The following is a 26,940-nucleotide window of genomic DNA, read 5'->3' as shown; positions in this document are numbered from 1 at the left end:
TTATATTTAGCCTTGCCCAACGGCGTAGCTTAAACACAACCTATTATATCATTGTTATATGAAAGATTTTTTTAAAAGTGTACTTGCCACCGTTCTCGGAATTTTCCTATTCTGTGCAATTAGTTTCGCCTTTATGATGATGAGCATCATTGGAATGATTGCTTCAACAGACACAGAAACCAAACTGAAAGACAATTCCGTATTAACCATTAACCTATCGGGTAGCATCAACGAGATGGCAGCTCCCAACGTACTGGGTTTCTTATCTGGAAATACCATCGAAAACACAGGCCTCAACGACATGTTGCTGGCCATCAAGAAAGCTAAAAACAATGACGACATTAAGGGTATCTACCTAGAAGGAGGGCCACTAATTGCTGGTTTCTCCACGCTTCAAGAACTACGAGACGCCCTAGTCGACTTCAAGAAGAGCGGCAAATGGATTGTAGCATACGCCGACACTTACACCCAAGGTTGCTATTACGTGGCATCGGTGGCTAACCACATTTACCTTAACCCACAAGGACAGGTAGATTGGCATGGTTTAGCCTCGCAACCATATTATATTAAGGACCTCGCCGCCAAATTCGGCATTAAGTATCAGGTGGCGAAAGTAGGTACATTTAAGAGCGCAACGGAGATGTTCACCGAAACGAAGATGAGCGACGCCAACCGCTTACAAGTGTCTATGTATCTCAACGGACTATGGGCCAACGTTTGTAAGGCTGTTTCCGAAAGCAGAAAGATAAGCATTCCCACCCTTAACACCTACGCCGACGAATACCAATTCTTTGCCGATGCACAAAGTCTTGTTAGAAAACGCTTTGTAGACAAGCTGCTTTATGCCGACCAAGTGAAGGGTGAGGTGAAGAAGCTTCTTCGCATCGATGCCGACAAGAGCATCAACCAAGTTGGCGTAACGGAAATGTGTAACGTACGACAAGACGTTAACACCGACGATGGAACTATTGCCATCTACTACGCTGAGGGTGAAATCGTACAGATTGCACCAGGCGGAATGCTCAACAACAGTACCAATATCGTGTCGAAAGATATTTGCAAAAACTTGGAAGACCTCAAAAACGACGACGACATCAAAGCCGTTGTGCTACGCGTGAACTCACCTGGTGGCGACGCTTACGCCTCTGAACAGATTTGGCATCAGGTGACAGAGCTGCGCAAAAAGAAGCCCGTTGTGGTGTCGATGGGCGACTATGCTGCCTCGGGAGGTTATTATATGAGTTGCGGAGCTAACTGGATTGTGGCCGAACCCAACACGTTGACGGGCAGTATCGGCATTTTTGGCGTATTCCCCGACCTTAGCGGGCTGGTAACCGAAAAACTAGGTGTGAAGTTCGACGAAGTAAAAACCAACGCAAATAGCGCCTTTGGCAACATAGCTGCACGTCCATTCAGCGCCACAGAGATGGCCATGCTTCAAGGATACGTTAATCGCGGTTACGCCACATTCCTCAATCGCGTTTCGCAAGGTAGGAAAATGTCTGTAGACCACATTGACAAGATAGCGCAAGGACGCGTATGGTTGGGCAACGATGCCGTGAAAATAAAGTTGGTAGACCAACTTGGAGGCATCAAAGAGGCCGTAGAGAAGGCTGCACAATTGGCTAAACTGAAAGACTATGGCTTGGCCGAATACCCCGCACCTGCCAGCTGGCAAGACCAAATATTAAATAGTGTGGTTCCCCGTAACACCCTAGACGAACAGCTACGCCTGACCCTCGGTGCTGCTTACGAACCATTTATGCTCATTCGCAACATCAATCAGCGCGGAGCCATACAGGCCCGTCTGCCGATGGATCTTAACATCAGATAGAATATAAATATGAGAACAGAAGGCGATTTCATCAAAATCCGAGAATGGCTCACACCTTTAAGCTGGCTCTATGGGCTTGGCGTAGGATTTCGTAACCTGATGTTCAAGCTTGGCATACTTAAATCTAGGGCTTTCGACATACCCGTCATCTCGGTGGGTAACATCACTGTGGGTGGATCAGGAAAGACTCCTCATGTGGAATATCTTGTGTCGTTGCTCAAAGATAAGCTGAAGGTGGCCGTACTTTCAAGGGGATATAAACGCAAGAGTAAGGACTATGTGTTGGCCGACAACGACAGTACGATGTCGCAAATTGGCGACGAACCATACCAAATAAAGCAGAAATTCCCCGACATATACGTGGCCGTGGATAAGAAAAGAACACGAGGCATAGACAGGTTAACCAGCGATGGGCTAACCAAAGATGTCGACGTGATACTGTTAGACGATGCTTACCAACACCGCTACGTAAAACCCGGTGTGAGCATTCTCCTTATCGACTACCACCGACTTATCATCTACGATAAGCTTTTGCCTGCTGGCTGTCTGCGCGAACCGCAAGAAGGTAAGTCGAGAGCCGACATCGTGATTATCACCAAATGTCCCAAAGACCTACGTCCAATGGAATATCGGGTGCTGATGAAGGCGCTAGACCTCTACCCCTACCAGTCGCTTTACTTTACCACGCTGGCTTACGACAACCTTAAACAGGTTTTTGGAACAAGTTCGATTGCACTCAACAGCTTGCCAAAATCATGCAACGTATTGCTACTTACAGGCATTGCATCGCCCAAACAGATGCAGCACGACTTGGAAGTGTATAACTACAACCTACACTTACTGGCTTTCCCCGACCACCACAACTTCTCTAAGAAAGACGTTCGGGAGATCAACAGCAAGTTCGCCGCACTGCCATCGCCCAAGATTATCATTACAACCGAGAAGGATGCATCGCGCATCAAGTTCGTAGAAGGTCTTGAAGACGAGGTGAAAGAAAGCATGTACGCCCTTCCCATTCGCATCCAATTCATGCTGGGACAGGAAGAAGAATTTAACAACAAAATAATAAACTATGTACGAAAAAATTCAAGAAACAGCATCCTGGTTAAAACAAAGGATGACAACAAACCCAAAAACGGCAATCATTCTCGGAACGGGTCTGGGCCAATTAGCTTCAGAAATAACTGACAAATACGAATTCCCGTACAACGAGATACCTAACTTCCCTGTGTCTACGGTTGAAGGACACGCAGGAAAACTAATCTTCGGTAAACTGGGTGGTAAAGATATCATGGCCATGGAAGGCCGTTTCCACTACTATGAAGGTTATGATATGAAGGAGGTAACTTTCCCCGAACGCGTGATGTACGAACTAGGCATTGAGACACTGTTCGTTTCTAACGCGTCGGGAGGTATGAACCCCAACTTCGTTATCGGCGACTTGATGATTATCGACGACCACATCAACTTCTTCCCCGAACATCCTTTGCGTGGCAAGAACTTCCCCACCGGCCCTCGTTTCCCCGACATGCACGAGGCTTATGACAAGCAATTGCGCGACCTAGCCGACCAAATTGCCAAGGAAAAGGGCATCAGGGTGGTTCATGGCGTTTATGTTGGCGTATCAGGACCCACGTTCGAAACACCAGCCGAATATAAGATGTATCATCGACTAGGTGGCGATGCTGTTGGCATGAGCACTGTTCCCGAGGTTATCGTGGCACGCCATTGTGGAATTAAAGTGTTTGGAATGAGCATCATTACCGACCTTGGATTGGAAGACCAACCCGTAGAAGTAAGTCATGAAGAGGTGCAAGTGGCAGCCAATAAGGCTCAACCGCTCATGACCGAGATCATGAGAGAGATTATCAAACGTAGCTAATCCACTCGAAAGAAAAGGCTCACAACAGGCCTTCACCCTCGAAATTAAGTAACAGACAATGACAGAAATATCCGCGCTTGGCGAATTTGGACTGATAAAACGCCTAACGCAAGACATTAAAACCACCAACAACGCAACCCTATATGGTGTGGGCGACGATTGCGCCGTGCTGCACTATCCCGACAGCGAGGTACTTGTAACTACCGACATGTTGATGGAAGGCGTGCACTTCGACCTTACTTACATCGACATGTACCACTTAGGGTTCAAGTCGGCACAGGTAAACATCAGCGACGTTTTTGCCATGAACGGCACTCCGCGCCAACTTATCGTAAGCCTTGCGTTAAGCAAACGCTTTAAAGTTGAAGACCTCGAAGAGTTTTATGCGGGACTGCGTGCTGCGTGCGAACAATGGAAAGTAGACATCGTTGGTGGCGACACCACCTCATCCTACACAGGATTGGCCGTTAGCATCACCTGTATTGGCGAAGCACCAAGGAGCGAAATCGTATATCGCAATGGTGCCAAAGACACCGATTTGATATGCGTTTCAGGCGACTTAGGCGCAGCTTACATGGGTCTGCAACTGCTTGAAAGGGAGAAAACCGTGTATTACCAGCAGGTGGACGAGGCTAAGAAGAAGAACGATCAGCTGGCTCTGCAACAGCTAAAGGCCTTTCAGCCCGACTTTGCTGGTAAAGAATACCTCTTACAAAGACAGCTTAGGCCCGAAGCGCGAGGGGATATTATTAAGCGATTGCGTGAAGCAAACATTAAGCCTACGGCCATGATGGATATTTCCGATGGGCTTAGTAGTGAGCTTTTGCATATCTGCGACCAAAGCAACTGCGGGTGTAGGGTGTTCGAAAAGAATATTCCCATCGACTATCAGACAGCGGTGATGGCCGAAGAAATGAACATGAACGTAACAACTTGCGCCATGAATGGTGGCGAAGACTACGAGTTACTGTTCACCGTACCCATCGGCGACCATGCCAAGATAGAAAAAATGGAGGGTGTAAAACTCATCGGACATATCACGAAGCCAGAGTTTGGCAAACAACTTGTCGCTCGCGACGGCTCCGAATTCGAGATTACGGCCCAAGGTTGGAATCCTCTGCAAGCCAAATAACCTCAAAGCAGCTTAGCCTAACAGTCAAAAGCAGTGGCAAAAGGCCTCTAACAGGCGCTTTATCGCCATACACTTTGCCCGTGTTCTGGGCATTTTGCAACGCTAAAAGCTCCCGATTTCGCGGTGAAATCGGGAGCTTTTTCGGTATATCCAATAACAGCATAATAGGAAAATAAAGTAAAATCAGACATGAAACAATAAAAAGCCATGGAGCCCTCAATAAACCATTGAGATTGAAAGAACCTTAAATTGCATACTCCTCTTATATATAATAAGGTAGTCGTAACCTTCAATATGTTAACTTAACCTCAACTTGGGTTATTTATTAATTTTCTTTTGCAGTTTCTTTGTTTTATACTATCTTTGTACATCAAAAAGAACATCACGATGGAATACATAGCAACAGAACTGCAAGGCGTGTTCATTATCGAACCGAAAGTTTTCAACGATGAACGCGGTTATTTCCTTGAAGCCTGGAAAAAAGAAGAGTTTGAGAAACATGTGGGCAAAGTAGACTTTGTTCAAGACAACGAATCAAAATCTTCTTTTGGCGTGCTTCGTGGCCTACACTATCAAAAAGGCGATGCTTCGCAAGCCAAATTGGTGCGCGTTATAAAAGGCAAGGTGCTCGATGTAGCCGTAGATTTGCGCAAGAGTTCACCCACTTTCGCCAAATATGTAGCCGTAGAACTGAGCGAAGAAAACAAAAGACAGTTGTTCATACCTCGCGGTTTTGCCCATGGTTTCCTCGTATTGAGTCCCGAAGCAGTGTTCACCTACAAGGTAGACAACGTGTATTGTCCACAAAGCGAAACAAGTATCAGGTGGAACGACGAGACGTTGGGCATACAATGGCCCATCGAATACGACAAGATAATTACCAGTCCGAAAGACCTTAACGGCAAAAGCCTAAGCGAAGCAGAGGTCTTCGAATAAGCCATAAGGTAAACAAACCATACCAAGAGGAGGAAAGTTAACCAATGAATATAGCTATTGTAGGAACGGGATATGTAGGACTTGTTTCGGGAGCATGCTTTGCAGACACTGGAGCAAGCGTCACCTGTGTGGACGTTGACGCCGAAAAGATAGAACATATTAAGCGTGGTGAGATTCCCATCTACGAACCTGGGCTAGACGAATTGGTGCTTAAGAACGTCAAGGCGGGTCGTCTGCGGTTCACCACTTCATTGGAAAGCGTCCTCAACGAGCAACAAATCGTTTTCTCAGCCGTTGGAACTCCACCCGACGAAGACGGCAGTGCCGACCTCAAATACGTACTACAGGTTGCCCGAACCATCGGTCAACACCTCAACAAATATATGGTGGTGGTAACAAAGAGCACTGTTCCCGTAGGAACGGCAAAGCTTGTTCGCCAAACCATACAAGCCGAGTTGGACAAACGCCACGCAGACATCACGTTCGATGTGGCCAGCAATCCCGAATTTCTAAAAGAGGGAAACGCCATCAAAGACTTCATGAGTCCCGACCGTGTGGTGGTTGGCGTGGAGAGCGAAAAGGCAAAAGACATGCTCACCCGCCTGTACAAGCCCTTCCTCATCAACAATTTCAGGGTCATCTTTATGGACATCCCCAGTGCGGAAATGACCAAATACGCCGCCAATTCCATGCTAGCCACCCGCATATCGTTCATGAACGACATTGCAAACCTATGCGAACGCGTGGGAGCCGATGTGAACATGGTGCGTGCAGGTATAGGAAGCGACACACGCATTGGCCGAAAATTCCTCTATGCAGGTTGTGGATATGGTGGCAGTTGCTTTCCCAAAGATGTCAAGGCCCTTATCAAAACGGCCGACGACATGGGTTATTCGATGGAGGTTCTTAAAGCTGTTGAACGCGTTAATGATGCCCAAAAGCACGTTGTTTTCAACAAGCTGACAGCTGCTTTTGCCAAAGAAGGACTCAACAACAAAAACGTCGCCCTTTGGGGACTATCATTCAAACCCGAAACCGACGACATGCGTGAGTCTACCGCACTAGTTACCATCGAGTTGCTTAAGCAAGCAGGCTGTCGCGTTAAGGTGTACGACCCCGTAGCTATGCCCGAATGCGAAAGGCGAATTGGCACTGCGGTGAACTATGCTAGCGACCTATACGATGCCGTTAACGATGCCGACGCCCTACTGTTGCTTACCGAATGGAATGAGTTTAGGTTGCCCAACTGGGAAATTGTTGGCAAAGTGATGAACCGAAAGCTGCTTATCGACGGCAGAAATATATTTGAGAAGAAAGAATTAGAAAGTTACGGCTTTGAATATCACAGCATAGGCCGATAGCGTTATACATTGTATATACAAGATGACTTTACGAATAAACAACATCCTCGCTTTGTTATGTGCCACGATAGTTATTGTGGCATGTGGCCCCAAGACTCCCAAAAATGAGGGAAAGGCCGTAGAAGACAAAGTGGCTAAACAAATGCTGCAAGGCATTTGGATAAACGCTGAAGACGAAAGTGTGGCCTTTAAGGTGAAGGGTGACACCATCTTCTACCCCGACTCCACCAGTTACCCCGCCTATTTCCAAATATTCAGAGATACGCTGGTTATCCACGGAGCCGACGATATGGTGAAATATCCCATCGTGAAGCAGGCTCCCCACCTCTTCATGTTCAAGAATTCGAATGGCGAAACAGTAAAACTCACACTCAGTGAAGACGTTCTCGACAAGTTCCAATTCGACAATAACAAGGCACAAGTATTAAATCAGAACCAGTTGGTAAAGAAAGATACGGTGGTGTCGTACGAAGATATGCGCTATCGTTGCTACATACAAGTGAACCCAACAACGTATAAGGTTATCAAATCCACTTACAGCGACGAGGGCGTAGAGGTAGACAATGTGTACCACGACAACATCGTGAACCTCACGGTGTACTCGGGTGCAAACCGCCTTTTCTCTCACGACTTCAAGAAAAACGACTTCAAGAAGTTCGTACCAGAAGATTTCCTGATGCAAGCTATCCTTAGCGACCTCACGCTTTATCGTGTAGACAAAGACGGTGTACACTTCAACGCCTTGCTTGCCATGCCCGATTCGCCCAGCTACTACGTGGTAGATGTTAACGTTTCGCCTGCAGGCAAACTCAAAATGAAGCTAGGCAACTAGTAGCCCAGCCATGCTCTAATGTCTAACCCTTACCCCAATAGCCACAAATGGAAGATATTAAACGAATTGAGGAACTAAGAAACCAGCTTCATCACCATAACTACCTATACTATGTGCAGAACTCGCCCACGCTGTCCGACCAAGAGTTCGACCACCTGATGCGCGAGTTACAAGACTTGGAAGCCAAACACCCCGAAGTGTACGACCCCAATTCGCCCACCCAACGCGTAGGTAGCGACCTCAGCACAGGCTTTACCCAGGTACGCCACAGGTATCCCATGCTGTCGTTAGCCAACACTTACAACGAACAAGAGGTGGCAAGTTGGTACGAAAACGTCCGTAAAGACCTTGACGGACAGCCGTTTGAGGTATGTTGCGAATTGAAATACGACGGACTTAGCATATCGCTCACCTACGAACAAGGACGCCTCGTTAGGGCTGTTACCCGTGGCGATGGCGAACAGGGCGACGACGTAACGGCTAACGTTCGCACAATTCGTGCCATTCCACTTGTTCTTCCTGGCACTGGTTACCCCGATGAATTTGAGATTCGCGGAGAAATATTGATGCCTTGGAAGGTGTTCGAACAACTAAACGCTGAAAGGGAAAAGGCCGAAGAACCCTTATTTGCCAACCCGCGAAATGCTGCCAGTGGCACTTTAAAGAGCCTTGACCCAAAGCTTGTTGCCAAACGAAAGCTAGACGCATACCTATATTATCTGCTCGGTGAAAACGTTCCATCTGATGGCCATTATGAAAACCTAAAAACGGCAGAGGCATGGGGATTTAAGGTAAGTGAAGGCATACGCAAGGCCAATTCGTTAGAACAGATATACGATTTTATCAACCATTGGGACACCGCGCGCCACGATTTGCCCGTAGCCACCGATGGTATTGTGCTCAAAGTAAACAGCTTGCGCCAACAGCAACAGCTTGGCTTTACCGCCAAAAGCCCACGTTGGGCCATCGCTTACAAGTTTAAGGCCGAGCGTGTTTGTACCCGTCTCAACGAGGTTACGTTCCAAGTGGGGCGCACAGGAGCCGTAACGCCCGTCGCCAACATGGAACCCGTTTTGCTTGCAGGCACTACCGTGAAGCGTGCGACCCTCAATAACGAAGACTTCATTCGTAGTCTTGACCTCCATATCGGTGATAACGTGTTCGTAGAGAAAGGTGGCGAAATCATTCCCAAGATTGTTGGCGTAGACGTTAGTCATCGTTCGCCCGACCTCCAACCAGTGCACTTCATCAGTAACTGTCCCGAATGCGGATCGTTACTGGTTAGATATGCTGGCGAAGCAGCCTATTATTGTCCTAACGACACAGGTTGTCCACCGCAGATAAAAGGCCGTATCGAACATTTCATCGCCCGAAAGGCCATGAATATCGACTCCATCGGTCCCGAAACCATAGACGATTACTTCCGCAAGGGCATCGTTCGCAACGTGGCCGACCTCTATGAGATACGCACCGAGCAAATAAATGGCGACGGCACACGGCAGAAATCAGCACAGAAAATCGTGAAAGGCATTCAAGACTCTGTATCTACGCCTTTCGAACGGGTGCTTTTTGCCCTAGGAATACGTTTCGTTGGCGAAACCACCGCCAAGCTCTTGGCCAAACATTTCAAGTCGATAGACGCACTGATGACAGCTACCCCCGAACAACTTGTTGAAGTTGAAGGCGTGGGAACGGTGATTGCCGAGAGCGTTGTGCGCTTTTTTCACGATGAGGTGAACCTCAACATTATCGAACGACTTCGCCAACATGGGCTGCAAATGGCGCTAAGTGCCGATCAGCAACAAATCGCAAGCGACAAGCTAGCAGGCAAGAACATCGTCATCAGCGGTGTTTTCGAACGACATAGTCGTGATGAATATAAGGCGATGATTGAAAGTAACGGCGGTAAGAATGTCAGTTCGATAAGCAACAAAACGTCTTTCATCCTCGCCGGAGCCAATATGGGCCCATCGAAGATGCAGAAAGCGCAACAACTAGGCATTGAAATGATAGACGAAGATACCTTCCTTAACATGTTGGAACAATGATAAGCGTTGACGTTATGCCCGAAATAGCCGCAGCATGCCCCTCATTTGTAGGCGCTTGTCTTGTGGCTAAGGTAGTTAACACGCCCCTCGATACCCATTTGTGGGAGAAGATTGAGGCCACCCAAACACAACTTCGGCAGGCGCTTACCACCGAAACACTGAAACAGCAACCCAGCATTGCCGCCACAAGACAGGTGTATAAGGCCTTGGGCAAAGACCCTTCGCGCTACCGTCCAGCCTCCGAAGCGCTCATCAGACGCCTGTTACAAGGTAAGAATCTTTATCAAGCAAACACCTTGGTAGACCTGATCAACCTAGCGAGCATCGTGCATGGGTACAGCATCGGTGGCTTCGACGCCTCCAAAATCTCGGGTACGGCCCTACATTTAGGCGTAGGAAAAGCCGGCGAACCATACGAAGGTATTGGCAGAGGCATGCTCAACATCGAGGGCTTACCCGTATATCGCGACGAGCTGGGCGGCATTGGTACCCCCACAAGCGATAACGAACGCACTAAACTCACGCTAGACACTCGCGAATTGTTGGTACTTATCAACGGTTACGATGGCAATGAAGCTCGTGTTCGCGAAAACGCCACCTTCATTTCGAACTTGCTTCGCGACCATTGCCAAAGCGATGGCGGACAATTCTTTATTTTCAAACCAGACACTGCAAACAAAACATGGGAATAGTTATCGGCATAGACGTGGGCATCAGCACCACAAAGATTGTAGGGATAAACAAGGATGGCATCGTTATTTCGCCCCTACGCATCAAAGCCACCGACCCCGTAACCTCGCTCTACGGTGCATTTGGCAAGTATCTGCACGACAATAAGATTTCTTTAGACGATGTTGAGCACGTGATGCTCACTGGTGTTGGCGCGGCCTACATCAACGAACCCATCTACGGATTGCCCACAAACAAGGCCGAAGAGTTCTTGGCCGACGGACTTGGGGCACGCTATGAGACGGAGATAGATCGCATGATTGTGGTAAGTATGGGTACGGGAACATCGCTTGTGCAATGCGATGGCGACCGCATCGAGCACATTGGTGGCATCGGTATCGGTGGTGGTACACTGCAAGGACTATCGCGTATCTTGCTCAAGACCGACGATATCAAACAGGTTTCGTCGCTAGCCGAACATGGCGACATCACCAACATCAACCTACTTATCGGCGATATCAGTGCCCTACCCTTACCCGGACTGCCCATGGATGCCACCGCAAGCCTCTTCGGTAACGCCAAAAGCAACGCCTCGCGCGAAGACATCGCCCTCGGGCTTATCTGTATGGTGTTGCAGTCTATTGGTAGCGGCACCATCCTTTCATCGCTGAATACAGGCATAAAAGAGTTTGTGCTTATCGGCAACCTCACCCTCCTACCCCAATGCAAGGATGTTTTCCCCGCCATGGAAAGGCTTTATCATGTACATTTCCGTATTCCTAAGCATAGCGAGTTCTGCACGGCCATTGGCGCAGCCCTTTATTATTATCAAGGAATACTCGACAAGAAAACAAAGGGACATCCCCTCCACGGCAAGCAATGAGCACGAACACGATCGTTAAAACCAATTCAGCGAAGGCATGGCTGTTGGCTGCACGTCCCAAGACACTCACTGGGGCGGCTGTCCCCGTATTGCTTGGGACCATAGCGGCCTATCTAGAAGCCACCAATGAGATAAGGCCCTTGCCCATAGTGTTTTGCTTTCTCTTTGCTTTTGTGATGCAGATAGATGCCAACTTTGTTAACGATTACTTCGATTTTCGTAAAGGTAACGACAACGAAAAGCGTCTTGGTCCGAAGCGCGCTTGTGCACAAGGTTGGATAACACCTGCCAAAATGAAGCGTGCCTTATACATCACCACCCTTCTGGCCTGCATCATTGGCCTTCCACTTATCCTCTTTGGTGGATGGATTACCATCTTGGTGGGGCTGATTTGTGTTGTCTTTTGTTTCCTATATACCACCCATCTATCGTATAAAGGCATGGGCGACGTGCTCGTACTGGTGTTTTTCGGACTCGTTCCTGTTTATGGCACCTATCTTTTAGCACTCCCTCACCCAACACTCAGCTTTTCTGCCGAGCCCTTCGTCCTAGCTCTTGCATGCGGATTTGTGATAGACACCCTGTTAATCGTGAACAATTTTCGTGACATCGAGAACGATATTGAAGCCGGAAAGCGCACCCTCGCCGTTAGGTTAGGTCTCAACCGCACCTTGAGGCTATACCTTTTTGTAGGACTTTTTGCTATCGCCCTGTCTGGCATTGTTTTCATCGCACACAGCCATTACTTTGCTTTTGCCCTCTCGTTGTGCTACATTCCCCTCCATTTTAAAACATTCCGCACAATGAAAGCCATTCGTAAAGGTAAGGCTTTAAACAAAGTGTTGGGCAAAACAGCAGCCAACATCACCATCTACGGCATTGCAACGGCCACAGGAATGTTGCTCGATACCATGCTGGGGTAGAAAGCAAACTGCCTTTTTTTTTACATTACATGTCATTCGCAAAGTAATGTTCAAGACAGTTATTTTCACCCTCTCCAAAGTGAAATAACACTTGACTTCCCATCAAATCCAAACAAGCCACATTCTAAGAAATCGCTACTCGTAATGTGCGAAGTAAGCACTTGTACTAAGCTTTTTCACCTCTTATCGCGTTATCGTTCAATTGGAAGCCCATTCCAGCTTATCTGGAACATTGTTCCAGTTCAATTGGAACACGATTCCAGATAAGCTGGAATGGGCTTCCAATTAACAGGTAACACTGCATAAACCACAATATCTTTATACAGAAGTATATCAGTGTGTTAACATGTTATCGTTAACCTCCATCTGTAATGCAAAAAAACGGCCCATATCATTCATAATCCCATCGCTATCAATGACAGTTACACCATATTATAAACACGCACGCGAAGGAACATTTAACATACGCTCTGCTTCACCTCTAATCTACACATTCCCCCTATTGATTACCATCCGCCACCCCCAACAATGTCGCGGTGCCTATAATCGCACCCTCTGCGATGAAGATTTTTTAAGAAAGCCAATCGTTGTTTCCCCATTTTTGATTATCTTTGCACCATAAAAATAATAACACCCAACACATGGACGATTATCATTCGGATAGATTTATCATCGTGGTAGGAGGTTAAGCTGCAAGATGCTAATCTTCCGCCCCATCTTATTTGAAGATTAGCATTATGAGGACATATTGGAATTTCAATTCTACACTTAAGGTTATTGACGAGTGGCAACCCAATTGCTGGATACAGGTTACGTGTCCAACGGAAGAAGACCAAACCCTTCTTGAAGAAAGGTTTAATATTCCCGATTATTTTCTTTCAGACATAAGCGACACCGACGAGCGTGCCCGTTACGAATACGATGACGGTTGGATGCTCATCATCCTTCGCATACCATACGTCAAGGAGATACGCTCGCGAACGCCTTACACGACTGTACCCCTGGGTATCATCCACAAACGCGATGTAACTATCACCGTTTGCTATTACGAAACCAACATGATGATAGACTTTGTGAGCTATCAGCAGAAGCGTGGAGTGGGTTTTACCGACCATGTTGACATGATTTTCCGCCTTTTCCTATCGTCTGCCGTTTGGTATCTGAAACGACTGAAGCAGATAAACATCCTCATCGAGAAGGCCAAACACAACTTGGACCAAGGCGTAAACAACGAGTCGCTTATCGGCCTAAGCCGTTTGCAAGACTCGCTCACCTATTTCATCACCTCGATTCGTGGCAACGAAAACCTATTGTCGAAACTGAAATTCAAGCTACAAGTAGACGAATTGGACGCCGATCTCATTGAAGACGTGAACATTGAGATGACACAGGCCCGAGAGACGACAAGCATATACTCAGATATTCTCGAGTCTACGATGGACACCTATTCGAGTATCATCAACAACAACATGAACACGGTGATGCGTACGCTAACCTCGGTGAGCATTGTCATGATGTTTCCCACGCTTATTGCCTCGCTTTTCGGCATGAACCTCATCAATGGTATGGAGACCAGCCAATGGGGCTTTGCCGTGGCCATCATCATTTCGTTCCTCGTTTCGGGACTATCGTGGTGGATTTTAAGGGTGAAACGCCTTCTTTAAACTCATAAAAGTAAAAAAAGATGCATTAAAATTAGGCTCTTTCGACTTTTTTATTTAAGTTTGCACCGCAATCAACCAACGCGTAATTGTTATAATCAACTAAATCATAATAAATGATGGACTCTCAAGAGAAAGCCCTGCTAGAAAACGCAACAGACGACACTAGCAAAAAGACCTATAAGTCTAAAGAAGAAATTCTTAGGCGTGCAACAGACATTGTAGCCGAGAACGAGACACCTGACAAAGAGGAAATAGACAACCTGAAAACCACATTCTACAAACTGCATATTGCCGAGCGCGACGCCGAACAAAAAGCATATTTGGAGAATGGCGGTGATCCTAACACGTATCAGGTGCTACCCGACCCCGTGGAAGAGGCGTTCAAGGCACAGATGGGCGTGATAAAGGAGAGGAGGGCGAAACTCTTTCTTGAACAAGAACAAGAAAAACAAGAGAACCTTCAGAAAAAAAACGAAATCATAGAGAAGATTAAAGCCATGGCTACATCACCCGATGAAGCCAACAAATCATATCAAGCCTTTAAGGAACTGCAACAGCAATGGAAAGAAATTAAGGCTGTTCCAGCAGAAAAAGCTAATGAATTGTGGCGTAATTATCAGCTCTATGTAGAACAATTCTACGATTTACTCAAACTTAACAGCGAAGCTAGGGAATACGATTTCAAGAAAAACTTGGAACTGAAAGAGAAGCTTTGCGAAAACGCTGAGCGTCTGGCCGATGAAAAAGACATCATCAGCGCGTTCCACCAACTGCAAGAACTGCATCAGGAATATAGGGAAATCGGACCCGTTTCAAAAGAGTTGCGCGAACAAATTTGGGCGCGTTTCAAAGCTGCATCTTCGGTAATAAACAAGCGCCACCAGCAACATTTCGAGGAAATGCGTGCTAACGAGGAGGAGAACCTTGCTAAAAAGACGGCTCTCTGCGAAAAGGTGGAAGCCATTGTAGCGGTAGAAAATAAGGGAGCTGCCGACTGGGAGAAACGCACGAAGGAAATTATCGACATACAGGCAGAATGGAAAACCATCGGGTTTGCACCGCAGAAGATGAACGTGAAAATCTTCGAACGGTTCAGAACGGCCTGTGATGTGTTCTTCTCGCGTAAGGCAGAATTCTTCAAAGGCATGAAAGAGAAGTACGCCGAGAATACCGAAAAGAAGAAAGCTTTGGTTGAAAAGGCACAACAACTCTCTGAAAGCACCGATTGGAAGTCGACTGCCGACAAACTTATTGCCCTGCAAAAAGAGTGGAAAACCATTGGCATGGTGCCTAGAAAGCTGGGCGACAAGCTTTGGAACGATTTCATTGCAGCCTGCAACCACTTCTTTGAGGCTCGCAATGCTGCCCACGCAGGCACCAGAGGCGAAGAGCGCGAGAACCTGAACAAGAAGAAAGCGGTGATTGCAAAGCTGAAAGAAATGATGGGAACAACGTCTGAAAATGCGGCCGAAACCATCAAACAGCATATAGAAGAATACAACGCCATCGGTCATGTGCCCTTCAACGAGAAGGATAAGCTATATGCACAATTCCATGAAACGGTTGACAAGCTCTATAAGGAGCTGAACATATCGGTGGCTAGCCAAAAGTTAGACGACTTTAAGAGTAACCTGAAGAACCTTGCTAAGAAAGGGGGCGAGGTGATAGACAACGAACGAGGCAGGCTAATGCGTCGCTACGAGGCCTTGAAGTCAGAAATACAGACCTACGAGAACAACCTTGGATTTCTCACTGCCAAAAGCAAGAAGGGCAATAGCCTTGTTGACGAGATGAACAGGAAGGTAGAAAGGCTTAAAGACGACATGGAACTTGTACGCCAGAAGATTAAGGCCATTGACCAACAAGAGCAAGACTGAAAACAGAATTCAAACAACATGTATAACTATTAAAAACAACCCTATCCTCGTAAAAAATGGACTGGTTAATTAATCTCTTTAGTGTCAACGATTCGGTAGCACACATTGTGCTGCTCTACTCCGTCGTCATAGCAGGCGGTGTGCTGCTCGGAAAGATAAAAGTGGGCGGTATTTCCCTCGGAGTAACTTTCGTTCTGTTCGTTGGTATCTTGGCAGGCCACATCAAATTCACGGCTCCCACCAACATTCTTACCTTTATGCAAGACTTCGGACTTATCCTTTTCGTCTTCTGTATTGGTTTGCAAGTTGGTCCAGGTTTCTTCGAAAGCTTCAAGAAAGGTGGCATCAAGCTCAACCTGCTTTCAGTAAGCCTCATCCTATTGAACGTCGCCGTGATGTTTGCCTGCTACTTCATCTTCTTCGACACAAGCGATCCGAATGCGCTCCCCATGATGGTTGGAACGCTTTCGGGTGCCGTAACAAACACCCCTGGTCTTGGTGCAGCCAACGAAGCTTTAACAAGCTTAGAGTCTTCGTTCCCTAATGGCCTGCCACAAATTGCCTCGGGCTACGCTTGTGCTTATCCTTTGGGTGTGCTAGGTATCATCGGTGCAACCATCGCCGTTAGGTACATCTGCCGCGTAGACTTGCAAGAAGAAGAAGATAAACTTGCCGCTCAAGAAAGCGAAGACCCACACGCCAAACCATATGTCATGCACGTGAGAGTGAACAACTCGTATCTTGACGGGCGAACCCTTGGCCAGATATCCGAGTTCTTAAACCGCGATATGGTCTGCACAAGGCTGTATCACGATGGGAAAGTGGTAATTCCTCAACAAGATACCGTGTTCTCGGTAGGCGACGAAGCCCTTATCGTATGTGCAGAGAGCGATGCAGAAGCTATTCAAGTATTTATTGGCGAAGAGTTACCAGAAGAATGGGCTTACGAAGACAAAGAGCAACCCTTGGTTTCTAAGCGTATCGTGGTTACACGTCCTGCCATTAATGGTAAACTGTTGCGTGAAATGCACTTCTCTAGTGTTTACGGCGTCAACATTACGCGTATTACTCGCCAAGGCATGAACCTCTTTGCTAGTCCAAGCCACCGTTTCCAAATTGGGGATCGTGTAGTTGCTGTCGGTCCCGAAGACCACGTTGACCGTGTTGCCGAGGTACTGGGTAACTCTGCTCGCCGTTTGGATGCACCCAATATTGCCACTATCTTCATCGGCATTATTGTGGGCATTCTCTTCGGAAGTATCCCTCTACACATTCATGGTATACCTGCTGCCCTTAAATTGGGTATAGCAGGCGGTCCGTTGGTTATCGCCATCCTCATTGGTCGCTTTGGTTATAAGTTTAAGCTGGTGACCTACACCACCACATCTGCCAACCTCATGCTCCGTGAAATAGGCTTGGCGCTGTTCCTTGCGAGTGTAGGAATTAAAGCGGGTGCACATTTCTGGGACACCGTTATACAAGGCGATGGAATTAAGTATGTATATACAGGTTTCATCATTACAGTTATTCCCATCCTTATTGTCGGTACTATTACCCGATTGGTGTACAAGTTTAATTACTTCACCATCATGGGAATGCTAGCCGGTACTTGTACAGACCCACCCGCATTGGCATACGCTAACCAGATTTGCTCACGTGAAGCACCTGGCATCGGCTACTCCACCGTTTATCCATTAAGCATGTTCCTGCGCATTTTTACTGCCCAGCTTATCGTGCTTTTCTTCTGTGGCTCAATTTAAAAACTGTATAGCAGCATCGTCGGGGCCGAAGAGTCCCACATTTGTAACTAATAAAAGCCTACAACCAACTTCTTTGGTTGTAGGCTTTTCCATTAATGAGCCGTATCCGCCTTACATTATTTTCGCCAACTCGGGATAAGTTCATGAGGCTTAATTTCTTCTATGGCTTTGGAAATCTTTTGATACATTAAGAACTTCAAAGCACCTATGCATGCGACCTTGGGTGCTGGCCAGACTCCTTTTCATTATCACTTAAAGGGGCGCAAGTGGTTCTTCATGATTAACTTTACGATCTTGTTCTTCTACCTTGCGTGCTTCATCTTTCTTGGCTACAAGTGCCTTGCTGAGCAATTCCGTGGTAAGTTTGATCATCTGATTGATGGTGACATGCGCGCATAGGCAACCAATTTGTTGTCTTTACTCAGTTACACTAATTGGGAATAGCTGATATGAACGACAATATATAAGGTGAAAACCGATCTAGTTTCCACCTTATTACTATATATAGGCATGCTAAAACATAAGGCCGAACGACAAGGTTCTGAACTTAGGTCCGTAGCCATCGCGCAATAAGTTGCAAGGACTATACTTAAAATAAAAGTCAGGAATACCGCGAATAGAGAATGTACCCATGAAATCAACTGTAACGGGAGTGATACGTACATCTTTGTCCACGTCTTTCACCTTGTGACCATCCTTTTCGTAGCGTGTTTTCAGGCTGCCGTAAGTGTTTAAATTGATCACAGGACCGAGGCTGAAACCAAACCATTTGCCTTCATATCCATAACGGATAGGAAAGTTGATGCTGAAAACTTTGATACGAGAGAACTTGGGAGTACTTCCTATGGGGTAAGTGTCGAGGGCCACCGAGCGGTTATCTTTCACGAAACGCAGATCGTCAGTCATGCGATAATTTCTCCAATCGAGCCCCAATCCCATTGAAAGAAAGTGATTGTTTCGCCACGGACGATAGGTCCAATCGGTCACGATCCACCAAAACTCCCATGATTTGAAGGGCTGAATGTCGGCACCTGTTGGCATTCCCACGGCATTGTTGAAGCCCACAGCCAAGTGAGTCGAGCACTCTGTCCTGGATTTTTTCCTCCCCGGCTTACTGAAACCAGCAATAGAGAAGCTCCATGTATCGTCATTGATGGCCGAAGTGCTCACATAATTGCTGTCGACAAGCTGGATGTTACTCACATAATGAAAGGTTTGATTTCCCTCTTTACCCCACACTTCCACACTTTGTACAGAGTCACCAGTGATGATTCTCACTTTCTGCGGTCGTTCAACAACTACCGTGTCATTGTCTGATGGTGTTGCTTTGGCTGCCATGCTAAAGGCCAAAGCCATGCAAACGAAGATCTTTTTCATAACTATATCCTTAATGTATTAGTTTCCTGAGTTCGGCAATACTTTCCACTTTGCCTTCCATATAGACCACGGTAATCATGGTCGTTCGCCCTTTTCGGCAGGTAAGATAGCACAGGTATCGGTTCATATTGCCCTGTTTGGGTAGCGTCATGATAAGGGTTGTCATGCCGTTTCGGGTGGTTTGTTCCGTTCCCATGGCCGTTTTGCAGTCGCTATCAACCAAATCGTCTACCACATTTCGTTGTTGTTCGGTAGCATTGAAACGAATACTGCGATAAAAATCAAGTTTGTATTTACTGATGGCACGGCCTTTCACCCTGACGTCCACCATCTCTTCATGCGGCACCACTTTACCTTGAAAGAGAGCATTCACGTTCAAACCTTGCTGAGCATGAGCCTCAAAGGCAAGAAGCGCCACGATAGCTGTTAAGAAAAAACGAAGTTTCATAACGATGTATTTAATCATTTCCTTTTTTATTGGTTCCCGAAAATGTTGTGCAACTGACCTTCAACGTTTGATTCGCCATCCTGACGAATGGCTTGCAGTGTTCCGTCTACCTCTTTCATTACGGTACCAGGGGAAGTCACATACCTATTGTAGATGTAAGCCTCGCAATAGTCCTGTGGTTCTGATCGCCACAACAGGCTGCCCACCCCCACCGCTACAAGCAAGGCAATTGAGGCAGCTATGCCAATGAACAACGGGCGTGAAAGCAGGCCAAGCAACACAGGTTTCCCTTTATACTGACTGCGTTTGGGCGTACACATGACTGCAATCGAGCGGAAATATTCGCGCATCGGTAGCAAGTCATCTGACACCTCATTGCCAGAAAAATAGCAATAAAGCTTACTTTCTTCATCAAGTGTGGTGTCACCATCCATGAAGCGAGCGACTAAAATCCTGATTTCTTCGTCCTTATTCATTGCTTTGTTGTTTAAATTGCTGTCTGATGGCCTGTCGTGCACGGCTCAACGACTTTCTGACAGCCGCTTCCTTACTTCCCGTGAGTTCTGCAATCTCATACATTTCCATGCCTTCCATGTGACGAAGCCGCATGATTGTCTGCTGCATCGTGGGCAGTTTGTCAACGAGCTGCATCACCTTTTCATAGCGTTCATCACATGCTGGCTCGCTCTCCGCCACGTTTTCGGGAATATCAATGGTGGTTTGGAGTCGCCGTAAACAATCAACACAGCGGTTTCTCACCAGCACCAAAGCTAAAGGCCCCATGGGAATACGCAGCTTGTCGAGCAATTGCCAGAGCTTCAGCAGCACATCCTGCACAACATCTTCAGCCTCTTCGCTAGCTTTTAGATAGCTGCGAGCAACGGAAAGCATGCGTGGTCTGTTACGTTCCACCTCTTCTTTATATTCGTCGACGGTCATCTGATGTTCTGTTATTTACTTATAGTACGCAAGACTTTGTCTTTTGTGACACAAAAATACGTTTTTCTTGTATTAAATCAAATAAAAAGAGATTTGAAACTATTCATTTCTCATACTTCAGTGAGCGACCCGGATAAGAACAGTCAACACCTGCTTGTAAAGAATCAGTGTTTAACGCCCTATCATATAAAGATTAATCTAATTACAAATAAGCATACACTACGATTTGTCTACCTTCTCTTACGCAAGAAAAATAACTTCTTATCTCAAACTAGCATTGTCTTGTGTTCTGTGCGAAAAATAAACGATGAAATTACATAAAAAAAGAATGATAGCATAGAAAATCTGGTTGTTTAGCGAAACATTTCATAATGAAACATGACGTTTCATGTTTTTTTACTACTTTTGTAGTATTACTAGAACCTACATATCATGACAAACAACAAACGATTGGCATACGCGTTTACTTGTATTTTGGCTTTGTTTTTTGTAGCGTGCGAGAAACCAGTAGTTGAAAACGAGCATGAAAAGGTGGCTGAATCCGATGGAATAACGCTCATCTTTGAAGCTCCAACTACAGAGCCCTACGCGGAAATAGGTGAGGCTAGCCCTCCATACGCTATTAAAAATGCACCCTTAACCCAGTTAAGCGTGAGTGTGTTTAAGAGCGGTAAACGTGTGAAGAGTGTGCACTTGTCGGCAGACAACGACTTATTTATGAAACCATCCTTGCGACTAGACGATGGTACATATAGCGTTGTGGCTGTGACTCATGCAGGAATGGGCCACGCAACCATCACCAATGCACAGCGAATAACCTTCTATAAGAACAAAGTTACCGACACATACATCTACAATGGAGAAATAACTGTGTCGGGTAAGTCAACCTATACCTTACCCATGACACGCGTAACGGCCATGTTCCAACTAGCCGTCACTAGCCCCTTACCACAAAACGTGACACAGGTGGAATTTAAGTACACGGGTGGAAGCAGCACGTTAGACGCTAAAAGCCTTGAAGGATGCGTTGCTTCTCGTGAAACCGAAACGCGCGAAGTTAGTGAATCAATGAGAACCACACCGCCAACACTCGCCATCTACACTTTTCCACGTCGCGAAAGCGATGGCTTGAAGATTAAGGTTAGCTTCAACGACAAGAATGGTAACACCTTGTATGAGGAGGATTATCAGGACGTACCGGTAAAAGTTGGTATGAGAACGTGCTACAAATGCAACCTTCCTAACGACTTTGTTGACGCCCTTTCGAAAGGTGGACACGTTGAAGAGAAATGAGGTAAGGGATTTCTAAAAAGCTATAAGCAACAAGAAAAGAACCAGCAAAACGTTTTTTCATCAATGAGAGCAAAGATCTTGGCACGCCAAGATAAGGCATAAGGCGGGCTACAAAAAGCTTATTTCGCCACCCACTTCACAGCCACACGGCACACTTCAGCCGTTTCTCCAGCTGGCGTACACTTCACAATTCGATAAAGTTCTTCGTCTGGTGCCACCTCTTCCTTATAATAATGTAACACATCTCCAAAGTGACTCTCGGCCACGTATGCCACATCCACGCGCTGAACACGATAAACTTGATGCCACGATTCAGTCATCAAGTCGAAAAGATGCTCAAGATACTTCACACTATTGATATGTCCATTAATGTCAACATCACTGTAATGGGTTTCAACAGAACCCACTAGGTCTGCCTCTCCACCTATCTTTACGCGCGAAGAAGCTTCAATGGGACAAGGTGTAACATCGTCAACATAATTTACGATGCTACCTTCCTTTACGGCTAGAATGTCGGCAGGCTGTCGCGTTTCCGTATCAATCATGGCCCACACACTACGCCCGTAGCCATAAACAACACCCGTTTCTGCATCTGTCATCTTAAAGTTACGATGGGTGAAAAAACGCATCACGCCATCAACCCATGTCTCCACGCTCATACGCGAGTACGCCTTGGGCAAGCTTTCAAGTTCAATGGCCAACCGCGAAAGCACCCACGTCTTCTGTATGGTACTTAAATAGTTCATACCAAATCCCCTATCGTTCGAATGGAAGTCGGCTGCGTTCAGCAAGTGGTTACCTAAATGTCCCATAAAAAGGCGTTGTGAGAAGTCGCAATGAAATGGTTCTATTAAGAATTCGTACTTTCCTATCTTATCTAACGTCATAATACTTATCGGTTTAAATTGAAAACAAATTGCACCAAAGCTATTACCCCTCATAGAATAATATAGGCTAAGATGCGCCATATTGTGGGCTTACCCTGCACCATTTACGGTATACTTGCCCCATTTTACGGCTACAAAGGTAGTCAGAAAATATGTTACATCCCAAGTTTGTTGACAATTAATAAGGTCTTTGCACATTTAGAATGGTTTGATGGGCGAGAATAAACTTATCAATAGAAAAGGTCAGACTTGTCAGACAGTACCCTTGCGTAGCTTTCATCATCATGTCTGTATATTGCCTAACCCTATAAATAAGAAAGTCCCGACACTCTTTCGAATGTCGGGACTTATCTTTGTTTGCTAGTTACGAAAATTATTCGCCCTTAGTACTGTCGTTGAAAGTAGCAACACGGTTGAAAGAAACCTCTTCAAACAGCGTGTCTGTTACACCCATACCCTTAGTGGTAAGGCGGCTAGCAGCAATCTTGTACTTTCTAACAAGTGCATCCTTAACGGCTTGTGCACGAGCGTTAGAAAGCTTTTGGTTCAATTCAGCGCTACCTTCGGGAGAAGCATAACCGCGAATTTCTACCTTAGCATCGGGATGATTTCTCATGTACGAAGCGATAAGTTCCAGCGGAGCATACTGTGCGGGATCAATAACCGACTTACCTTGACGGAAGAGAACGGTGGGTTGCAGGTTGGTAACCGTTTCCGACTTCACGTTCTTAACAATCGTCTTGGGTTGGTTGTTGCAGTCATCCAATGCCTTTTGCAAGTCAGCGATCTGACGATCCTTCTCAGCCAAACGGCTTTCTTTACCGCTCAAGTCACCACGAAGGCTGTTGATCTGAGCATTCAAACCATCGATTTCAGATTGATCACGAAGTTGTGCAACCGTGAAGTTGTGCGAACCGTTAGAGTTTCCGAAACGATAAATCAAACCTCCGTTAAGTTGAACACGCGACTTATTGAGGTTGTATTCCAAACCACTGTAACCAGCACCGTTAAGCGTATACACGATAGCGGGCTCAACATAGAATTGGAATTGTTTAGCAGCGCCAAAGTTCAGCGCAAAGTCGATAGCAGCCTTAGAGGTAAGAGCGTTTATGTTTTTCCAGCCTTGGTTGTTGAAAGTGTGCAACCAACCGAAGCCATACAAACCGATAACCTCGAACGTACGGGGCTCACCTTTGTAGCCACCAAACCAGTTGCTGAAGTTGATGGTTGCCAAAGCAGAGCTGTTAATGAAACGAACGAACGTACCATGTGACACTCCTGGCTTGTTAGAGAAGTAAGCATTGCCTTCAACTGCCACACCAAATACGGGCGTAAAGTAACGACCGATACGCAGACCTGCGTTAGGGTTGAGGTTATGCATCCATCTAACACCTGTTGTGTTAGTTGTTACACCACCATTAACTCCAATGTAGAAATTGTCGAAAGTTTTGCTTTCAGTTACTGTTTGTGCAGAAACTGAAGCTGCCAAAGAAGCGGCAGCAAAAAGAGTAAACAACTTTTTCATTCCTGAATAATTTAATTTGATAATGTCTTAAATCTCAATCTAAACGATTGCAAAGGAAAAGAAAAAACCTGTAAGCACCAAACAAAACTTCAAAAAAGATGCATTTCACCCCCTAATTTACCCAAAAAAGAGATAAAACGGAACACTATTTAACCTTTACAACGAGAAAAATGGTTCTTTTCTACGCACTCTTTCGCCTTTTTTGTAACTTCGCATCATGAAGAAAATCATTTTGATTACGGGCGGGCAACGATCCGGCAAGAGCATCACAGCCGAGCGCATGGCACTCAGCCTATCACCTACACCGGTGTACTTGGCCACTGCTCACGCTTGGGACGATGAGTTCAGACAACGCATTGCGAAGCATCAAGAACGGCGCGGAGCATGCTGGACCAACATCGAAGAAGAAAAAAAACTGAGCAAACACCTATTATATAATAAGGTGGTGGTTGTGGATTGCATCACCCTTTGGTGCACCAACTTTTTCTACGACGCAAATCACGACACCTCAACATTGCCAGATGTAGACAAGACACTTGAGGAACTGAAGGCCGAGTTCGATAAACTTACTGCCCAAGAAACCACCTTTATCTTCGTTACTAACGAGATTGGAAGTGGCGGAGTAAGCAACAACGCCCTACAACGTCGCTTTACCGACCTTCAAGGATGGATGAACCAATATGTCGCCACTAAGGCTGATGAGGTTTATCTCATGGTTAGTGGCATTGCGGTAAAAATAAAATAGGGCTAAAACCTCTTGCCCAACGCAGCATCTTTCAAACACCTTCACCCGCTCAACACTTCTCAACTCCACGCAATGATGCACTTCAACATACCTCCTTTAACACTCGACGAAGCCCTCGTATGGCAGAAAATAGACAACCTCAACAAACCTAAAGGTTCGTTGGGGATGCTCGAAGCCCTTGCTTTCAGGATTTGTCGGATGCAACACACACTATCTCCCACCCTGTCGCATCCCTGCCATCTGCTGTTCGCAGCCGACCACGGCATAGAGCGCGAAGGAGTAAGTGTGTCGCCAAGGGCGGTAACTTGGCAGCAGATGATAAACTTCACACATGGCGGAGGTGGGGTAAACCTCTTCTGTAAGCAACATGGTTTCGAACTAACACTTGTGGATATGGGGGTAGACCACGACCTATCGGGGCACCCAACAATACTCAATCGTAAGATTGCCAACGGCACACGCAACTTCCTTAACGAACCAGCCATGAGCCAACAGCAAATGCTTCAAGCCCTCAACACGGGTAGCGAACTGGCAGAAAGCTGCAACGCCAAGGGCTGCAACGTGCTTTGTCTTGGCGAAATGGGCATCGGCAACACCTCTCCATCAAGCGTTTGGATGAGTCTTTGGGGCAATTTGCCGCTCAGCAGCTGCGTAGGAAGCGGGTCGGGACTAAACACTGAGGGCGAAAAGCATAAGCTGGCCATACTCGAACAGGCCGTTAGCAACTTCAAACGCCAACCGCTGCCCCACAACGACCCCTCAACCATCATCCAATATTTTGGTGGGTTCGAAATGGTAGCAGCCATCGGGGCGATGCTTCGTGCTGCCGAACTGCGTATGATTGTGCTGGTTGACGGTTTCATTATGTCTGCCTGCATGCTAGCCGCAAGCAAACTAAACCCTGCCGTACTTGATTACGCCGTCTTCGGACACTGTGGCGACGAGAGCGGACATCGCCAACTGCTGGCCCTGATGCAAGCACAACCCATCTTACAACTTGGCATGCGCCTAGGCGAAGGCACTGGTGCGCTGTGTGCTTACCCTATAATCGAGAGTTCGGTACGAATGATAAACGAAATGAACAACTTCAAAGATGCGAATATCGACAAATACTTCTAAATGGTACGACCGTCCTTGGGCGGCCTTCATCTTCTTCACCCGACTTCCTTTCTGGCGTATTCATCAGCCACCGAAAGACGCTTACGAGTCGGTTGTTGAGTTCTGGCCACTCGCCGGATGGCTAACAGGCGCTTTAATGGGCGCTATCATCTGGTTTGGGGCAAAGGTCCTACCCTTTCCCATTGTTCTTTTGGCAGCCATCGCTGCACGATTGTTGATTACGGGCGCACTGCACGAAGACGGATTAGCCGACTTTTTCGATGGGTTTGGCGGTGGCGGGAAAGACCGCAGCCGCATTCTCGCCATCATGAAAGACTCGCATATCGGCACGTTCGGCATTCTTTCGCTCATCGTCTACTTCGCCCTGTTCTTCACATGCATGCTTTCGCTTGGCCCTTTATACGCTGCGCTCGTTGCATGTGCTGCCGACCCGTTTTGTAAAATGGTGGCTGGGCAAATCACCCAGATACTCCCCTACGCCCGAACAGAGGAACAAGCCAAGGCCCATAACCTATATCGCAAATTCAATCTCTTAGCAGGTCTCTCGCTCATGGTGCAAGGACTTGCGCCGTTTATTGGGCTTCTCTATTTCGATAGTCACTGGGGCAGTGGGCGTTTAGATTGGAATTTCCTTGTTGCTGCACCCTGTCTCACCATGTTTTTCTTATATATACTGATGCTTCGTCGTATCAAAGGCTACACGGGCGATTGCTGCGGAGCCGTATTCCTGCTGTGCGAACTGGCATTCCATCTAACGGCCGTTGTGTTACTCACCTCTACCCTCACTCTTTAAATCCGCTTCTTAG

At 46.6% G+C, this 26,940-nt stretch carries 24 protein-coding genes; 18 read left to right on the top strand and 6 right to left on the bottom strand.

Annotated elements, in window-relative coordinates; all coding sequences use genetic code 11:
- Nucleotides 1-58 precede the first annotated feature (58 nt).
- The 14 genes from sppA (at nt 59) to F453_RS0100475 (ending at nt 17,801) form a co-directional block, all read left to right on the top strand.
- Complete coding sequence (gene sppA / locus F453_RS0100540; RefSeq protein WP_018966246.1) at nt 59-1,834, top strand: signal peptide peptidase SppA; 1,776 nt, start codon at nt 59-61, stop codon at nt 1,832-1,834.
- A gap of 9 nt (nt 1,835-1,843) precedes the next feature.
- Entirely contained in the window at nt 1,844-3,022 is a 1,179-nt protein-coding gene (gene lpxK, locus F453_RS0100535; RefSeq protein WP_018966245.1) for a tetraacyldisaccharide 4'-kinase, read from the top strand.
- On the top strand, nt 2,907-3,716 hold the full coding sequence (locus F453_RS0100530; protein ID WP_081619090.1) for a purine-nucleoside phosphorylase: 810 nt from the start codon (nt 2,907-2,909) through the stop codon (nt 3,714-3,716). The genes lpxK and F453_RS0100530 overlap by 116 nt, the downstream gene beginning before the upstream one ends.
- Before the next feature lie 58 nt (nt 3,717-3,774).
- Nucleotides 3,775-4,848, top strand: a complete 1,074-nt coding sequence (gene thiL / locus F453_RS0100525; RefSeq protein ID WP_018966244.1) for a thiamine-phosphate kinase — start codon at nt 3,775-3,777, stop codon at nt 4,846-4,848.
- Nucleotides 4,849-5,235: 387 nt separating this feature from the next.
- A complete protein-coding gene (gene rfbC, locus F453_RS0100520; protein WP_025789843.1) occupies nt 5,236-5,784 on the top strand; it encodes a dTDP-4-dehydrorhamnose 3,5-epimerase in 549 nt (182 codons plus the stop codon).
- 44 nt (nt 5,785-5,828) lie between these two features.
- Entirely contained in the window at nt 5,829-7,145 is a 1,317-nt protein-coding gene (locus F453_RS0100515) for a UDP-glucose dehydrogenase family protein (protein WP_018966242.1), read from the top strand.
- A gap of 22 nt (nt 7,146-7,167) precedes the next feature.
- Nucleotides 7,168-7,977, top strand: coding sequence for a DUF4738 domain-containing protein (locus F453_RS0100510; RefSeq protein ID WP_009235279.1), 810 nt, complete (start codon nt 7,168-7,170; stop codon nt 7,975-7,977).
- A gap of 47 nt (nt 7,978-8,024) precedes the next feature.
- On the top strand, nt 8,025-10,025 hold the full coding sequence (gene ligA / locus F453_RS0100505; RefSeq protein WP_018966241.1) for an NAD-dependent DNA ligase LigA: 2,001 nt from the start codon (nt 8,025-8,027) through the stop codon (nt 10,023-10,025).
- Nucleotides 10,022-10,717: a B3/B4 domain-containing protein gene (locus F453_RS0100500; protein WP_018966240.1), complete on the top strand. Its 696-nt coding sequence runs from the start codon at nt 10,022-10,024 to the stop codon at nt 10,715-10,717. The genes ligA and F453_RS0100500 overlap by 4 nt, the downstream gene beginning before the upstream one ends.
- The gene (coaW, locus tag F453_RS0100495) at nt 10,708-11,577 is read left to right on the top strand and encodes a type II pantothenate kinase (RefSeq protein ID WP_018966239.1); all 870 of its coding nucleotides are present in this window, start codon (nt 10,708-10,710) and stop codon (nt 11,575-11,577) included. The genes F453_RS0100500 and coaW overlap by 10 nt, the downstream gene beginning before the upstream one ends.
- Complete coding sequence (gene menA, locus F453_RS0100490) at nt 11,574-12,500, top strand: 1,4-dihydroxy-2-naphthoate octaprenyltransferase (protein ID WP_018966238.1); 927 nt, start codon at nt 11,574-11,576, stop codon at nt 12,498-12,500. Before coaW ends, menA begins: the two co-directional genes overlap by 4 nt.
- A 737-nt stretch (nt 12,501-13,237) precedes the next feature.
- Entirely contained in the window at nt 13,238-14,164 is a 927-nt protein-coding gene (locus F453_RS0100485; protein ID WP_018966237.1) for a magnesium transporter CorA family protein, read from the top strand.
- Nucleotides 14,165-14,277: 113 nt separating this feature from the next.
- A complete protein-coding gene (locus F453_RS0100480) occupies nt 14,278-16,041 on the top strand; it encodes a DUF349 domain-containing protein (RefSeq protein WP_018966236.1) in 1,764 nt (587 codons plus the stop codon).
- A 56-nt stretch (nt 16,042-16,097) separates the two neighbouring features.
- Entirely contained in the window at nt 16,098-17,801 is a 1,704-nt protein-coding gene (locus F453_RS0100475; protein WP_018966235.1) for a putative transporter, read from the top strand.
- A gap of 513 nt (nt 17,802-18,314) precedes the next feature.
- Here F453_RS0100475 and F453_RS0100465 read toward each other — a convergent pair.
- Genes F453_RS0100465 through F453_RS0100450 form a run of 4 tightly spaced genes read right to left on the bottom strand, consistent with a single transcriptional unit; the run spans nt 18,315 to nt 20,565 of the window.
- Nucleotides 18,315-19,178: a hypothetical protein gene (locus F453_RS0100465; RefSeq protein ID WP_018966233.1), complete on the bottom strand. Its 864-nt coding sequence runs from the start codon at nt 19,176-19,178 to the stop codon at nt 18,315-18,317.
- Between the two features lie 10 nt (nt 19,179-19,188).
- A complete protein-coding gene (locus F453_RS0100460; RefSeq protein ID WP_025789845.1) occupies nt 19,189-19,626 on the bottom strand; it encodes a DUF6108 family protein in 438 nt (145 codons plus the stop codon).
- 26 nt (nt 19,627-19,652) lie between these two features.
- The gene (locus F453_RS0100455; protein WP_018966231.1) at nt 19,653-20,102 is read right to left on the bottom strand and encodes a PG0215 family putative anti-sigma factor; all 450 of its coding nucleotides are present in this window, start codon (nt 20,100-20,102) and stop codon (nt 19,653-19,655) included.
- A complete protein-coding gene (locus F453_RS0100450) occupies nt 20,095-20,565 on the bottom strand; it encodes a GFO_1088 family ECF-type sigma factor (RefSeq protein WP_018966230.1) in 471 nt (156 codons plus the stop codon). Before F453_RS0100450 ends, F453_RS0100455 begins: the two co-directional genes overlap by 8 nt.
- A gap of 432 nt (nt 20,566-20,997) precedes the next feature.
- Here F453_RS0100450 and F453_RS0100445 point away from each other — a divergent pair, with 432 nt between their 5' ends.
- A complete protein-coding gene (locus F453_RS0100445) occupies nt 20,998-21,858 on the top strand; it encodes a FimB/Mfa2 family fimbrial subunit (RefSeq protein WP_018966229.1) in 861 nt (286 codons plus the stop codon).
- A gap of 119 nt (nt 21,859-21,977) precedes the next feature.
- On the opposite strand, the gene F453_RS0100440 is transcribed toward F453_RS0100445, so the two are convergent.
- Both F453_RS0100440 and F453_RS0100435 read right to left on the bottom strand, forming a co-directional pair.
- Complete coding sequence (locus F453_RS0100440; RefSeq protein ID WP_018966228.1) at nt 21,978-22,745, bottom strand: acyl-[acyl-carrier-protein] thioesterase; 768 nt, start codon at nt 22,743-22,745, stop codon at nt 21,978-21,980.
- Between the two features lie 373 nt (nt 22,746-23,118).
- Entirely contained in the window at nt 23,119-24,270 is a 1,152-nt protein-coding gene (locus F453_RS0100435; RefSeq protein WP_018966227.1) for an OmpA family protein, read from the bottom strand.
- A gap of 217 nt (nt 24,271-24,487) precedes the next feature.
- On the opposite strand from F453_RS0100435, the gene cobU reads away from it, so the two are divergent.
- The 3 genes from cobU to F453_RS0100420 all read left to right on the top strand — a co-directional run bounded on the left by cobU (nt 24,488) and on the right by F453_RS0100420 (nt 26,927).
- The gene (gene cobU, locus F453_RS0100430) at nt 24,488-25,015 is read left to right on the top strand and encodes a bifunctional adenosylcobinamide kinase/adenosylcobinamide-phosphate guanylyltransferase (RefSeq protein ID WP_018966226.1); all 528 of its coding nucleotides are present in this window, start codon (nt 24,488-24,490) and stop codon (nt 25,013-25,015) included.
- Between the two features lie 72 nt (nt 25,016-25,087).
- Nucleotides 25,088-26,134 carry a nicotinate-nucleotide--dimethylbenzimidazole phosphoribosyltransferase gene (gene cobT, locus F453_RS0100425; protein ID WP_018966225.1) on the top strand — a complete coding sequence of 349 codons (1,047 nt, stop codon included), beginning with the start codon at nt 25,088-25,090 and terminating at the stop codon, nt 26,132-26,134.
- A complete protein-coding gene (locus F453_RS0100420) occupies nt 26,109-26,927 on the top strand; it encodes an adenosylcobinamide-GDP ribazoletransferase (RefSeq protein WP_025789846.1) in 819 nt (272 codons plus the stop codon). Before cobT ends, F453_RS0100420 begins: the two co-directional genes overlap by 26 nt.
- Nucleotides 26,928-26,940: the final 13 nt, after the last annotated feature.

Source organism: Hoylesella loescheii DSM 19665 = JCM 12249 = ATCC 15930 (genome assembly GCF_000378085.1).
In the GTDB taxonomy this organism is placed as follows: Bacteria; Bacteroidota; Bacteroidia; order Bacteroidales; family Bacteroidaceae; genus Prevotella; species Prevotella loescheii.
This window is presented reverse-complemented; position numbering and strand designations above follow the sequence as displayed.